Source organism: Wolbachia endosymbiont (group B) of Dolichovespula media, from assembly GCF_947179505.1.
Lineage (GTDB): Bacteria > Pseudomonadota > Alphaproteobacteria > Rickettsiales > Anaplasmataceae > Wolbachia.
Window position 1 is genome coordinate 603504 of record NZ_CAMXBR010000003.1, and the last position, 14724, is coordinate 618227.

A 14724-nucleotide genomic window follows, 5' to 3' on the forward strand; every position below is an offset into this window, starting at 1 on the left:
AAGTACGTAAAAAAAAACACTCCTATACTGAAAGTACAAGCATTTATTGAGATTATTAGGAATGTAAAACCTAGCAGAAATCTTGATAATTCAAACGCTGAACAACTTCAAGCTATTGATAGAAAAATCCCTTAATTGTACATAGGCCAAGTTGGCTTATGTGTTCTTATTCTCACTTTGTAAACATGCCAATAATTTTATCCACTATTCCACCCATATTTGCTCCAGCTTGAGTATGTGCTATTTTACCACCGTGTGAAATTAATTTAGGATCTGCACCAGGTGATATATTAACAAATTTACTACCAACAACCCCACTGCTAGCGATTAGAGCTGAGCTATCAATTGGCAACTTTATGTCTCTGCTTATGCACATATCGATTCGTGCTATGTAGGTAGCTTTGTCGAGCGATACACCAGTTATGCTTCCGATTTCTACACCAGAGATCTTGACACTATCACCAACCCCTACACCGTTAGCATTAGTAAAAAGGCCATGTATTTTATAGCAATCCTTATAGTTTCTCTTTATGTAAGATAGCTTATTAATAGCGAAGAAGACAAGAAAAATAGTGAAAATTAATACAAATGATCCAGCAATTATTTCAAGTATATTTGACCTTCGCATCTTTAATTATTAGGATTCCAGCTTTCATAGTAGTTTTTCACCTTTTGATTTGGGTAGTATGCATCTTTTGTACCCGTTAAATTAGGAGTTTTTCTTGTATTATTATTAATTGGTACTGCATTATCAGTATAATGCAGCCATATATGCCATGCTGGAGGAATTGTTGTAGGCTCAGAAACATTACCATATATTACCCATCTTTTCCCTTTACTTGACTCATAGTAAGAATTTCCGTTTTCATCCCTACCTATAAGTTTACCTTTTCTCCTTAATAAGTTTGTTACTGAATTATAAATTTTAGATAACATAAAGGTATTAAAACAAAAAGTATTATATATACTAATACTTTAACGATGTATTAACAACAGTTTAATGCAATTACCAATTCTACAAGTTATTATACCAATAATTGCATCAATGTTCTGCTTTCTTACCAGGAAACATAGGGTGTCCTGGTTTATCTCTTTTTTTACAACGGCAGCTACTTTCTTTATTTCATTAATGTTGCTAGTGAAAATATACAATGGTGAAATTATAACTTATTATCTTGGAGATTGGGCTCCTCCATACGGAATAGAGTTGAGAATCGACATATTGAACTCCTTGATTCTAACTTTGGTGAATTTTATAGCGCTTATTAGCGTGCTTTATAGCTTTTATATTAACGAAAAAGAAATTAGCAAAAACAAGATCACTGGTTTTTATTCTCTATTTCTACTGTGCTTAAGCGGACTACTCGGGATTCTAGTAACAAACGACATATTCAATCTTTATGTTTTTTTGGAAATTTCATCTCTTTCTTCTTATGTTTTAGTTTCAATGGGAAGGGATAAGAAAGCTTTAGTTGTAGCATTTGAATACCTCATTAGTGGTACTGTAGGAGCAACATTTTACTTGTTTGGCATCGGCCTTTTATACTCTATGACTGGAACGCTCAACATGTCTGACATGGCTGAAAGAATAGTACCATTATACGATAATAACATCATAAGACTTGGTACATTATTCATTTTTGTTGGTCTCTCAATCAAAATGGCACTGTTTCCACTCAGTAAATGGCTAGTTAATGCGTATAGTGAAGCACCAAGCTTCATTAGCGTATTCTTTTCAGGTACAGTAACCAAAGTGATGATATATGTTTTTATCAGAATCTTTTACAATGTTTTTCAGCAAAATTTTTTCTTACCACTGCATAATGTGATAATTATCCTCGCACTTTGCGCTATTGTATTTGGATCAATATCTGCAATAATCGAAAAAGATATAAAAAGACTGTTTGCTCACTCCAGTATCAGTCAGATTGGCTATATACTTTTAATGCTGGGTTTAAATTCAAAATCAGGTTTGTTTTCAGCAGTTCTTCACATAGTAAATCATAGCATGATAAAAACGTCTTTATTCATGGTTGCAGGGTGTATTTCTTATAAATTTGGTATGACAAAGATAGAAAATTTGTCAGGACTAAAAAAGTCAATGCTCTATACAACACTCGCATTTACTCTACTTAGTTTAGCATTAATCGGTGCACCCTTGACAAATGGCTTTGTAAGTAAGTGGTATATGATGCAAGCAATTCTTGAATCTCATGCATGGATTTCCCTTGCAGTTTTTGCTGCTGGCTCTTTTCTTGCACTAATATATATGTGGAGGGTGGTAGAGAAAATGTATTTTGAAAATAGCGCAGCATCAAACACTGAAATGACACTTAATGAGGTACCATTACTTATGCTCTTTTGTCTATTATTTATGGCAATTTTAACGATAATAACTGGGATATATAGTAGTCCAATTCGTTTGGTAATTAATAAATTTGCTTTTTGATTTTCTTATGTTTTATTGTATCTAAAAGTCTGTAAAGTTTTCGCTGTGGATAAGCTGAAGAAGATTCACTTATTATTAGTCATGAACGTAATAGCTCTGTTTTGCGTTGGCATTGTTGTTCAATATTCTTCTGCTGGAGGAAAGTGGGCTCCATTTGCAATTCACCAATTGGTCATATTCTCTTTCTTCCTTTTGCTTGCTATAGCTATATCATTTATAGAGCTAGATTTTTATTTGAAGCACGCTTATTTTTTTTACATAGCAGCAGTAATTGCGCTGTTAGCAGTAAATTTTTTTGGCTCGCATATAATGGGTGCAACGAGATGGATAAGAATTGGGTCAATTAGTTTACAACCATCAGAATTTGTAAAAGTGGGCTTAATACTTGCACTTGCTCGTTATTTTAATAAACAAAGTGTGTATAAAATGATGAAATTTCAAAGTTTATTTAAGCCACTTATAATTATTTTCTTACCTGTATTCCTTGTATTGAAGCAACCTAATTTAGGAACAGCTGTAATAATATTGTTTATAGGAGCATCAATTATATTCACAGCAATAATGGAAAGACCTCATTTAATAATTTTTGGAACGCTTGGCATTTTTGCAATACCAGCTATTTGGCCTTTTTTGCGCCCTTATCACAAGCAAAGGATATTATCATTTTTGGATTCATCAGTAGATCCACTTGGAATAGGTTATAATGCGCAGCAATCTCAAATAGCTATTGGTTCAGGAGGTTTGTTTGGTAAGGGGTTTGTTAATGGGAGTCAAACTCAACTTGGATTTTTGCCAGAGAAACGCACAGATTTTGCTTTTGCGGTACTTAGTGAGGAATGGGGGTTCTTAGGCAGCATGGCTTTGATTTTACTCTATACCACATTGCTTGCTATAATATTCTCCATTGCTTACAGGTCAAAAAATTACTTTTCTAAGTTAATATCTATCGGGGTTTTCGCCTTTTTTGGTGCTCATTTCTTTATAAACATTGGAATGACAACAGGCCTATTACCTATAATAGGTGACCCACTTCCATTTCTATCCTATGGTGGAAGCACAACTGCTGCGAGCTTAATATGTATAGGATTGCTACTTAGTTCCGTGACATCTACAAAGGACTTAAAGCTAAGTTTCCGATTTCACCCATAGAAAGAGCTTAGACAACCATCACTCTGCTAATGGTTAACGTCTTATTCTTCAATGAGAGTCCCATTTTACGGTGCTTAAATCTATTCCCTCTTGTACCATTTCCAAAAGTGGGCTCATCTCTCTTAGCCGTCCAACATTTTTAGTAACAAGATCTGCTGCGTATAGAACTTCATCTTTAGTTGTAAATCGGCCAAGGCCAAATCTAATTGATGAATGCTCAAGATCGTGGCCATTGTTTAGTGATCTTATGACATAAGAAGGTTCAAGAGATGCGGATGTGCATGCAGAACCAGAGCTTACTGCTAAATCCTTGATTGCCATGATAAGAGACTCACCCTCAACATAAGGAAAACTTAAGTTAAGGTTACCTGGAATCCTATTTTCGTAGTCACCATTTAAAACAACATCAGGAAATGCCTCTTTTATTTTGTTGTACAAAATATCTCTCAACTTTTCTAATTTGCTTGCTTCTATTTCCATTTCTTCTTTAGCGATACGTGCCGCTTCACCAAAACCAACTGCAAGGGGAGTAGGAACTGTTCCAGAGCGCATGCCTCTCTCCTGTCCACCACCACTAATTAGTGGCGTCAACCTAACACGAGGATTTTTTCTACGGACATATAATGCACCTATTCCCATAGGTCCATAAATTTTATGGCTAGAAAGGCTCATAAGATCAATGTTCATTTCATTTACGTCTATTGGAACTTTTCCAAAGCTTTGGGCAGCGTCTGTATGAAAAAATATATTATGCTTTCTACACATTGCACCAATTTCTTTGACAGGTTGCATTACTCCGATTTCATTATTTGCCATCATCACTGAAATCAGAATTGTTTTATCAGTGATTGCCTCCTCAAGTTTCAATAAATCTATAATTCCGTTTTGCTTAACGGACAAATATGTAACTTTAAAGCCTTCATTTTCCAGATGTCGACAAGAATCTAAAACGCACTTATGCTCTGTGCAGACAGTTATTATATGATTTCCCTTATTCTTATAAAAATGAGCAACACCTTTGATAGCCATGTTATTTGATTCGGTTGCACCCGAGGTAAAGACGATTTCTTTGCTGTCTGCATTCACTAAATCAGCAATGTACTTCCTTGCTTTTTCTACTGCTTCCTCAGCTGTCCAACCAAATGAATGGCTACGAGAGTGTGCATTACTAAACTCACCAAAATAAGGTATCATCACCTCCAAAACACGAGGATCTACTTTAGTAGTAGATTGATAATCGAGAAATATTGGTAATTTTATTTTAGTATCATGTATTTTCTTACTTTCAACATTCATAAAGCTACCAAAGAGACAAAATTTACAACTATTTAATAGCACTAAAGCTTAATTTTTTCAAGATATAATCTTGCCTAAACGAAAGTTGTCAGCGCTCTCTCCTACGTTATTCCAGTGTCCCTGTAATGTCATTTTCTATGATCAGTGTTTATGCAGCTAGGTCGAATACGCGCTAGGTAACCCTACTAACCCCAGTTATGGATTAGAAAACAGATAAAAGTAGAATTAATAAAGAGGGAAATAGGGTAAACTCAAGTATTTTAGCAATAATTTAAGAGGTTACCCATGAAGAAAGATATTACAGAACTTTACTGCTGCGTCGAGGATTTTTGTCGTGTAGTAGATGAAAATTTTGCAAATAAGTTCTTATCAAATGGCAAAAAACCAACCAGAGTACCAGAAATAGCGCACTCAGAAATGCTAACCATAATCCTGTTATACCACCAATCGCCATGTAAAAACTTCAAGGCTTTTTATCTTTGTTACCTTAAGTTACTCTATAGATCAGAATTTTCAAAGATGCCTTCATATCACAGATTTATTGCCTTAAAGCCGAGAGTTTTACGGTATTTAGCATTACTTCTTCAATGGTTCTGCGAACAAGCGAAAATGACAGGTACTTCCTACATTGACACTTCTACGATTGCCATTTGCCACAAGAAAAGGATCTCTAGGAACAAAGTTTTTGATGGTTTAGCAGAAATTGGTAAGAGCACGTATGGTTGGTTTTTTGGCTTTAAATTGCACTTGGTGATTAACGAAATTGGAGAAATTCAATCACTTACTCTAACCAAAGGTAACGTTGATGACAGAAAACCTGTGCCAACTATAACTAAAAGACTGACAGGACTTTTGTTCGGAGATAAAGGCTATATCAAGAAGGAGCTCTTTGAGGAACTCTTCGATAGAGGTTTAAAGCTTGTCACTAAAGTGAAAAAAGGCATGAAAAACGCACTAATCTCACTAAAAGAGAAGGCTTTATTGAGAAAAAGGTCGATTATTGAGACAGTCTTTGGTTGTTTAAAAAATAAATTTGAGCTTGAAAATACACGGCACAGATCGCCAATAAATTTTCTGGTACATATTTTTCTACATTAATTTCATATTCCATGCAGTCAAAAAAGCCTTCTATTTCTAAGCCTTACTGTGTTGGTTAATCCATAACTGGGGTTAGTAGTGCTAGCAGCTTCTTGACGCCCATCCATTAAGACTGCTACTCCATCAACTTTAGTACTGGGCTTTAACATCATATATGTAGCACCACCAACTGCTAGTCCTGTTGCTATAACTGCAACCACTGCTATTGGTGTAGAGGGTTTTGACTCAGCTGTAACTATTCCAGTTGCAGAAAGTGCTTTCGCTATTAAAACACCTGATAATGCAGTTGTACTACCGGCAAAAAAACCTTTCGCAATTGCTGATGTAAGTTGTTTTTCCTCTTTAGCTAAATTCCTAGAAGCAGTTCTAGCATGATTTTTCACATTAACATAGGAGCCTTCACGTTTTTTTGGCGGAGTAAATACATAATCTCTTCGAATAGCCAAAGATAAAGGTGTCACTCCATAGTCATCTTTTATATTAATATTCGCACCGTTTCTTACGAGAGATTCTACCACGTCTGCATGGCCATTCATAAGAGCTAAATGTAAATGTGTCCATCCCTCCTTATCTTCTTGTTCATTAATCCTGATTTCATCTTTTTCCAACAGAGCATCTACTACCTCTTTATAACCATTTTCAGCAGCTAAATGTAAAGGTGTCTTTTTATTTTTATCTTTTATATTAACATCTATCCCTTTTGTTACTATTAAAGCCTTTGTCAAGCTCGTATAGCCTAACTTAGCAGTTAAATGTAATAATGTGAATTCATTATCTCCAACTTCAAATTTATAATTTACATAAAAATTACTCTCTTCCCACTGTTTAAATACCTCTTCATTGCTTGCCTTTAGCTCTTCTTTTACTTTTTCAATTACGTTCCTTTTATCTAATTTATTATCACTATTAACCGTACTTAATATTTCCCGCCACTGCTGATAATTTATTGTCATAATTTTTACCCTAATCTTAAATAATTTATTTTAATTTTTAAATAATTAAAATAAGAAATCAATATTTATTTTAAATGAGCTTATAATCGAAATTGTGGGTAGCAAATTATTACCTCTTGGATCACAATGTTCGTATAGCTGCAACCCTGAAGCTACTATCTCTCATCCACTGAAGGTATTGCACAGCGCTATCTACTTGATCGTCTTGGCGGATTTCTGGAAACATTAAAATCTCATACTCAAAATCGCTGAGCCATCTGCTTGGTGTGGCAGAAAAACCTTGCCAGATTCTATTATCGGAACAATCTGGTGGAATCGAGCAAGTTTGCCACCGTGTGGCACTGTCCCGATAATAGGTATTGCCTTGAGCTCTTGAATCAATTGCTGACCGCTTGTTTTTGCTTCGATTAAAATTGCGTGTGGCTTCCATCTTGCAGCTAGTGATAGAACTTGTTCTTTAAGTTTTGGATACTCAAGCTTTGCACGGTACACATCGAGTAAATAAAACTTATTATTCACCTTTGTCCAAGTGGTGCAGACACTAAAGCCGCTAGAATCGTTTGTTGAAACAGCAGTGTCCCAGCTCTGAGTTATATGTGAGAGATTGTCAGGAAAATTTCTATAGCGTTTCAACCATTCTTGCTTAATTATACCACTTGAAAGTGGCAGAGGATTTTGTTGATATTGAGCAGCAAAAGCGTAACTCCCAAGTTCAGCCTTTATCATTTCAATTTCTCCTACATCTAGGGGATATAGCAGCTGAACTTCCTTTTTTAAGTATAAAATCCTTGAAGATGTAGCGCCTGTTGAGCTTTTGCACTCATTTGTAGTTACTTGAATAATAGGAACAGGAGAAGGGAGAATTGATCTTTTGATTGAATAGATAATTTCCTTATTTTCAGAAATCATTGGCAAACAAACATGATGCCATATATTTTTCGGCTTGGAGAGAAGATGACCAGTTAAATCTTCCTGATGTAGTCTGTGCATTACAACAACGATAACTCCTTTTTTCCTGTCATTGAGCCTAGTTACTAAAGTCTGATCAAACCAATTTGTAGCACGTTTTCTAAACGTTTCACTCAAGGCTTGAGAGGAGCTCAGTGGATCATCTACGACGATAAAATCTCCACCTTCACCAGTCAGTGTTCCACCAACAGATGTTGCAATCCTACATCCTCTCTGCACTGTTTGAAATTTATATTTAGTGTTCTGGTCTTGACATAGTTCTATCTCTGGAAATAGCGCTCTATACCAACTAGACTGCATTACGCACCTGGTGTCAAGCGAATGCTTTTCGCTAAGCCGCTGAGAATAGCTTGCAACTATTATTCTTGCGGTTGGCTGATTTTCTAGTATCCATGCGGGCCACGCAACACTCACGCACATAGATTTCATTGAGCGCGGAGGCATATTGAATATTATTCGCTTCACTGTGCCAGTACCTGCTGCTTCAAGCCTATCTGCTATAACTTTTATATACTGATAATTGTTATACTCACACCCCGGCATTACCGTTTGAAAGCATAGTTCGATAAATTTTAAAAAATTCATGTTAGTCTCCTATAGTGTTAGTGGAATTTACTTTATGGTGGTGTCAGCCTCTTTGGTGTCATATCAGCGTCCTTTTTCTTGTCATCCAAGTAGCCCTTTCCTTGTCATTCCAGTGCTTGACACTGGAATCTAGTTTCACCTTATGATGGTTTTATTCAAGTAGCCTCTATCCAAGCGCCCCTTTGGTGTCATCCGAGTAGCTGACACTGGTTTCTTACCAACAAAAACCTAGCATAACTTTTGTGCTCAAAAGATTTCTGGATTCCAGCATCAAGTGCTGGCCTGAAGCTTTAGTTACAAGTATTAAGAAATTTACCAAATGAAAAAAAGGCAAAAGAATCCCCGTGTAACGAGTTTTAATAATGTAAATTGATAATGTGCTAACAAGCGTGTTTTGGCTGAAGTAGAAAAAATTTAAAAAACATGCAGCCGCTATAATTTTATGTAATTTGCCAATAAATATCTGAGTTTTTTACTGAATTTTGTCGTTGAGCCCAAAAACAAGGATGAATACTCTTGTTGTCATGATAAGGGAGTTGGGGAAATTTGTAAAGTAATCTTTTTCGTTTGTATTCCCTTATGCTTGAGATAACTCCATGTAGGTTCATGGATCTCCTGACTCTTTAATTTCCATGAATTCCCTTTGAAGTTGAATATTGAAAATTAACTGGAGAATTGTGAATTACTTTGTATATGTGATAACAAGCCATGGCGCTCTCAGCAAAGCCATTTAGTATCAATTTTAGTTTGCCTGGATAAGTAGCTATATCTCCGATTGCATATATTCTATCTCTACTGGTTCTAAGTGTAGCTGGGTCGACAGTTATGCGGCTATGTTCTAACTCTATACCCCAACTGTTTATTGGCCCAAGATTCATTGACAATCCAAAAAATGGCAGCAAAAAATCAGCGGATATTTCTTTTTCTTCCTTAGAGGCAATGTTTTTTACTATCACTGCGCTCAATTGCCCATTACCTCCTGCTAGTTCGTGTAATTGATATGGCACTACCAGTTCTATCTTTCCATTATTTTCAAGTGATTCTAATTTATTTCTAGTTTCAGGAGTGCAGCGAAATTCCTTTCTCCTATGTATCGCATAAATTTTCTTTGCAACTTTAGAAAGTTCTACAGTCCAATCAGCCGCAGAATCCCCCCCCCCTGCAATGACTATAGTTTTGTCCTGAAAATCAGAAATTTTATTTACATTATAAAATACAGATTTATTTTCATATTCTAATATACCACTTAAGGGTGGACGGTTAGGTTCAAACATTCCGTTACCTGCAGCAATGATAACGGCTTTGCATTTTACCTCTGTACCTATGTTCGTTATGATAGTAAAGTTTTCACCTTCGTTATTTGAAATCTTTTCCACTTTTTGACTTAAATGGTAAACAGGCTCAAACGGTGAAGCTTGCTCCATTAGTCGCTCAATTAATTTTTGGGCAGTAATTACAGGATAACCAGGTATATCATATATTGGCTTTTCTGAGTAAAGAGCTATGCATTGTCCTCCTGCTTGATCCAAAACATCTATTACATGACATCTCATATCAAGCATTCCCGCTTGAAAAGCAGTGAATATTCCAACAGGCCCTGCACCTATTATTACGATATCGGTTTCCATATTCAGATGGTGATCTATTTATAGATATTAGCTTTCTTTGCTAACAAGGTCAATTTACAAAGGGATGTATTTTTAAAAGATGTGGCTAGATTAGATAAGATTTCCAGCGTTATGAACCACATAGTCCAAATAAGCTCTAAAAATCAGCTATCATAGCGAGATGGTGCAACCTGAAAGTCTTCGGTCATATTGTTTAAAAGGAGAGGAATTCATTCAGAAAGAAACTGAAAGGATTCTAAAACTTATTAAACCAGATGTTTTGCCATCTGAGTCTACGCATCAGTGCGAATCGGGCAACCGGTTGGTGCCAAGCGATGCGGACAATGAACCTCCTTCTTGAAAAAGAAGATGCTCAATCGTGAGAGGGGCATAAACTGCAAGCATCATGTGGTTGGAGGGCTAGGCTTAGTGGTATGGTGAACGTAAGTGAAGCTTTATAAGTACCGATACGATGAAAGAGCTAAAGATGCTGATAAGCTCTGACCAAAAGGTAATGTGGATAAGTTACATTTTTCATTTCTAGATGTACGCAAATAATAACTCCACCGGTATAGAGAAGCAACCTAACCCACTGTTGTATGATAGAAGGAACAGGGTAAGCCTGTATTTTCGCCTACATGGCAAGCAAACCGCAAGGAATGCTGATGGAAGTGCAGGTAAAGGAGAATGGAGAAAGCGAATGCCATTTTGTAACGAAATGGATAGAATTTGTAACATTAATTCGCGTGAAAACGAGCAGACTTCCATTTGGTCCCTCGTGACAAGAAACTTTGTTAACCACTTAAGGGAGGAAAGCAGATGATTACAGATAAAACTGTAAGTGCACCTACCGACAACTCCGAAGCATGGAAGCAATTGCCATGGAAGAAATGCCAGAAAGTTATTGTGAGGCTACAAAGACGTATTGTTAAGGCTGTCCAAGAAGGAAGATGGGGTAAGGTAAAAGCTTTACAACATCTTCTCACACGCTCTTTTAGCGGAAAAGCTTTGGCTGTTAAGAGAGTAACTGAAAACCAAGGAAAAAACACAGCGGGTGTAGATCGTCAACTATGGTCAACTTGCAATGCTAAATTTCAAGGAATAAAGCAGTTAAAGCAAAGAGGATATAAACCTTCTCCGCTAAAACGGATTTATATCAGTAAATCTAATGGCAAAAGAAGACCTCTTGGAATACCAACGATAAAAGATAGAGCCATGCAAGCATTATATCTGTTTGCCCTGGAGCCAGTATCTGAAACGATCAGCGACCATCACTCCTATGGCTTTAGACCTAAAAGATCCTGCGCAGACGCTACTGTGGCTTGCCACTTATTACTGGCAAGTCGTAATCAACTACAATGGATACTCGAAGGTGATATCAAAGGTTGTTTTGATAACATTAACCATGAATGGCTCATGAAGCATATTCCTATGGAGAAGAAAATTCTTCATAGATGGTTAAAAGCTGGTTTCCTAGAATCGAAAACTCTGTATCCCACAACTGCTGGCACTCCGCAAGGAAGTATAATTTCTCCAATACTAGCTAACTTTACCTTAGATGGTCTTGAACAGTTATTAGAAAGTCGCTTTGGTAAATTAGGTAGCAAAAGAAGAGGAAAAATCAGAAGTGGAGTGAATGTAATCAGGTACGCAGACGACTTTATTATTTCAGGTTTCACACATGAAGTACTGGAAAATGAAGTTAAGCCTTTAGTATCATCTTTCCTTCATGAGAGAGGTTTAATTCTTTCAGAAGAGAAGACAAAGATTACATCTATCACAACAGGGTTTGACTTTCTTGGTTGTAATGTACGTAGATATAATAAGAAGTTAATTATTAAACCTTCGAAAGAAAGTATTAAAAAACTTCTTAATCAAGCACGTACATTGATAAAAGCAAATATAGCGAACACTCAGGCTATAGTAATTAAGTCACTCAACTCTCTACTGAGAGGATGGGGAAATTACTATCACCATGTGTGTGCTAAAAAAGCGTTTAGAAAGATCGACAATGAAATTTGGCATAGTTTATGGAAATGGGCAAAGAAAAGACATCCTCGTAAAGGATTACGTTGGATAAAGAATCGTTACTTCAAAGTAATGGGTCAACGCCAATGGGTTTTTGCTGCACCCATATGCAAGAACAAACCAAAAGAGATACGGTATTTAAGACTGCTTAAGCTGATTGATATACCTATCAGACGACATGTTACAATCAGAGCGGATGCAAATCCCCTTGACTTAAAATGGAAAAAGTATTTTGATGAGAGAGTAAAACGAACAAGAATGTTGGCAAGCTCCTTTTCAAGAGAAGGTTCTCTACTATTAGTGTCACCACTAAAGTTGATGTATTCTGAGGATTTATGAAAGACAAGCCGGTTCGACAAAAGAAGAACTTAGATAAGGGGCTCAAGCGTAGTGTGGGGAAACCTGCATGCTGCTTTTCTAAGGGAGGGAGTAGTAGTAATACTGCTTCCTTACCTGACCTGTGCGGACGGAATGGGATTCGAACCCATGGTACGCTCATCACGTACGTCAGTTTTCAAGACTGGTGCCTTAAACCGCTCGGCCATCCGTCCATTTCTTTTCTATCACAATATTTGATTTTAAGCAATCTATAAAAGCTTTACTTGCCCACGCAAAAGTTGCTAAATATACTGTCCAATATTTCCTCAACATTAATAATTCCAATCACTGCACCAAGTTCAAATGTAGCAAGCCTCAAGTCTTCAGATATCAACTCAATTGGATTATAGATATTAAAACGCTGTAAATGTTCCAGTGCTTTCTGCATGTGATTCCTATGTCTTTGCCGAGTAATCACAGGAGTGTCTCTATCATGCCCAAATTTTTCCTTTGCCTTCTCTTTTATGAGAGAGATCAATTTGTTTGTACCTATTCCCTTTAGAATAGAAATGGGTAAAAGATCTATGCCATTAATTTTTATATTGTAATTATTGATAACATCGTCAGCTTTGCTCAATACATAAATAGTATCGCTATTTACAACGTTGCAATTGATATTATGACGCTGTTCAAAAGGAAATAGTTCTATTCTTAAATCAGCTTCAAAAGACCTTTTTTTCGCTCGACTAATACCTTCTGATTCTATTGGATCTGAACTCTCACGAATTCCAGCAGTATCAGAGAGAATGATTGGGTATCCACCAATGTCAATATGAGCTTCAAGTATATCTCTTGTTGTGCCTGCATATTCAGAAACAATAGCAATATCACGCTTGGCTAAGAAATTAAACAGAGTTGATTTACCGACATTTGGTTCACCAGTTATTACAATATGTAAACCCTCACGCAACCTTTCGCCCCGTCTATTATCATTTAAATGCTCTTGTATCAACTGCACGAGAGATTGCACTTCATTATTAATTTTTTCCAATTCACTTTTTTCTGCCCAAATATCCTCTGGAAAGTCTATATATGCTTCGATTTTGGATTGTATCGTTATTAATCTTTGCCTCCAATTGCTGTATAGTCTCTCCAATTCTCCTGATATCTGCTTAATCGCTTGTTTAGCTTGCATTTTCGTCTCAGCATCAATTAAGTCTGCAATCCCTTCTATTTGCGTTAAGTCAAATTTACCATTTAGAAAAGCCCTAAGTGAGAATTCTCCAGGCCTGGCCATAACGAAAATTTTTGATAATTCCTCCAAGATGATTTTTATGACGGCCTTGCTTCCATGCACTTGTAACTCTATAACATCCTCGCCAGTGAAACTGTTTGGAGCAGGGAAATAGATGATTATTCCATTATCTATCAATTGACTGGAATCATCATATAGATCAACTAAAGTAGCAAATCTTGGTTTAATTTCTTTCTTAATATGAAAATGATTTAAAGCTTTAAGCGCGTAGTTGCCTGAAATTCTGATTACTGCAACTCCTGACTTACCAAATACGGTCGATAAAGCGAAAATAGTTTCATTTGTGTTTGTCATTATTGATATGAACTACTTAGCAATATTATACTTAAGAAACCAAAATACCTAAAAAGTCACCCAGGTGAAAATATTTATTTTGAAAACTGATAATATGATTTATAATGACTGACACAAGTTTTAAATATTTTATGCTCAAGAAATTAGCTTGGTACTGGTCTTTTGTAGAGTTAATTAAAGGGTTTGTTATTACATTAAAATATATGTTTAAACCAAAGGTTACTTTGAGGTATCCTATAGAGAAGGGCCCTTTAAGTCCAAGGTTTCGTGGTGAGCATGCGTTGCGTAGGTATCCAAATGGTGAAGAACGATGCATAGCTTGTAAGTTATGCGAAGTTATCTGCCCTGCTCAAGCAATAGTTATTGAAGCAGAGGAAAGAGAAGACGGTAGTCGCCGCACCACACGCTATGATATTGACATGACAAAATGCATATATTGCGGACTTTGCCAAGAAGCATGTCCAGTTGATGCAATTGTGGAGGGTCCTAACTTTGAATTTGCTACTGAAACAAGAGAGGAGCTAATGTACAATAAAGAAAAGCTATTGCGTAATGGTGAAGTTTGGGAAGAAGCAATTGCACTCAGGTTAGAAAAGAACAGGCCGTATTATTAACTAGGTATGTCAACAATTAAAATTTCTTACAGCAAGTATGTAATAGATC

10 protein-coding genes, 1 tRNA gene and 2 pseudogenes are annotated in these 14724 nt (G+C 36.3%); 5 read left to right on the plus strand and 8 right to left on the minus strand.

What is annotated here, in order from left to right; all coding sequences use genetic code 11:
* Positions 1-172: 172 nt before the first annotated feature.
* Both mlaD and OM967_RS05450 read right to left on the minus strand, forming a co-directional pair.
* Positions 173-628, minus strand: a complete 456-nt coding sequence (gene mlaD, locus OM967_RS05445) for an outer membrane lipid asymmetry maintenance protein MlaD (RefSeq protein ID WP_264337759.1) — start codon at positions 626-628, stop codon at positions 173-175.
* Between the two features lie 2 nt (positions 629-630).
* Positions 631-936 carry an NADH-ubiquinone oxidoreductase subunit NDUFA12 family protein gene (locus OM967_RS05450; RefSeq protein WP_211907577.1) on the minus strand — a complete coding sequence of 102 codons (306 nt, stop codon included), beginning with the start codon at positions 934-936 and terminating at the stop codon, positions 631-633.
* A gap of 64 nt (positions 937-1000) precedes the next feature.
* Between OM967_RS05450 and OM967_RS05455 the strand changes: the two genes are divergently transcribed.
* On the plus strand, positions 1001-2449 hold the full coding sequence (locus OM967_RS05455) for a proton-conducting transporter transmembrane domain-containing protein (protein WP_264337760.1): 1449 nt from the start codon (positions 1001-1003) through the stop codon (positions 2447-2449).
* 45 nt (positions 2450-2494) lie between these two features.
* Positions 2495-3598 carry a rod shape-determining protein RodA gene (rodA, locus tag OM967_RS05460; protein WP_250126904.1) on the plus strand — a complete coding sequence of 368 codons (1104 nt, stop codon included), beginning with the start codon at positions 2495-2497 and terminating at the stop codon, positions 3596-3598.
* A 48-nt stretch (positions 3599-3646) separates the two neighbouring features.
* Here rodA and OM967_RS05465 read toward each other — a convergent pair whose 3' ends face one another.
* Positions 3647-4894 carry an IscS subfamily cysteine desulfurase gene (locus OM967_RS05465; RefSeq protein WP_264337761.1) on the minus strand — a complete coding sequence of 416 codons (1248 nt, stop codon included), beginning with the start codon at positions 4892-4894 and terminating at the stop codon, positions 3647-3649.
* A 285-nt stretch (positions 4895-5179) separates the two neighbouring features.
* Between OM967_RS05465 and OM967_RS05470 the strand changes: the two are divergent.
* Positions 5180-6051: pseudogene (locus OM967_RS05470) on the plus strand (IS982 family transposase).
* On the opposite strand, the gene OM967_RS05475 reads toward OM967_RS05470, so the two are convergent.
* The 3 genes and pseudogenes from OM967_RS05475 to OM967_RS05485 form a co-directional block, all read right to left on the minus strand.
* Positions 6010-6945, minus strand: a complete 936-nt coding sequence (locus tag OM967_RS05475; protein ID WP_211907582.1) for an ankyrin repeat domain-containing protein — start codon at positions 6943-6945, stop codon at positions 6010-6012. The pseudogene OM967_RS05470 and the gene OM967_RS05475 overlap by 42 nt on opposite strands.
* Positions 6946-7066: 121 nt before the next feature.
* Positions 7067-8499: pseudogene (gene terL / locus OM967_RS05480) on the minus strand (phage terminase large subunit).
* A gap of 623 nt (positions 8500-9122) precedes the next feature.
* Entirely contained in the window at positions 9123-10127 is a 1005-nt protein-coding gene (locus OM967_RS05485; RefSeq protein ID WP_264337762.1) for an NAD(P)/FAD-dependent oxidoreductase, read from the minus strand.
* A 798-nt stretch (positions 10128-10925) separates the two neighbouring features.
* Between OM967_RS05485 and ltrA the strand changes: the two genes are divergently transcribed.
* Positions 10926-12473 (plus strand): group II intron reverse transcriptase/maturase, encoded by a 1548-nt coding sequence (gene ltrA, locus OM967_RS05490; RefSeq protein ID WP_250120008.1) that lies wholly within the window; start codon positions 10926-10928, stop codon positions 12471-12473.
* Between the two features lie 124 nt (positions 12474-12597).
* Here the strand turns inward: ltrA and OM967_RS05495 are convergent.
* Together OM967_RS05495 and mnmE are read right to left on the minus strand one after the other, a co-directional pair.
* A tRNA-Ser gene (locus OM967_RS05495) sits at positions 12598-12685 on the minus strand.
* A gap of 47 nt (positions 12686-12732) precedes the next feature.
* A complete protein-coding gene (gene mnmE / locus OM967_RS05500; protein ID WP_264337763.1) occupies positions 12733-14061 on the minus strand; it encodes a tRNA uridine-5-carboxymethylaminomethyl(34) synthesis GTPase MnmE in 1329 nt (442 codons plus the stop codon).
* Positions 14062-14192: 131 nt separating this feature from the next.
* Here mnmE and nuoI point away from each other — a divergent pair, with 131 nt between their 5' ends.
* Complete coding sequence (nuoI, locus tag OM967_RS05505) at positions 14193-14675, plus strand: NADH-quinone oxidoreductase subunit NuoI (protein ID WP_250120441.1); 483 nt, start codon at positions 14193-14195, stop codon at positions 14673-14675.
* Positions 14676-14724 lie beyond the last annotated feature (49 nt).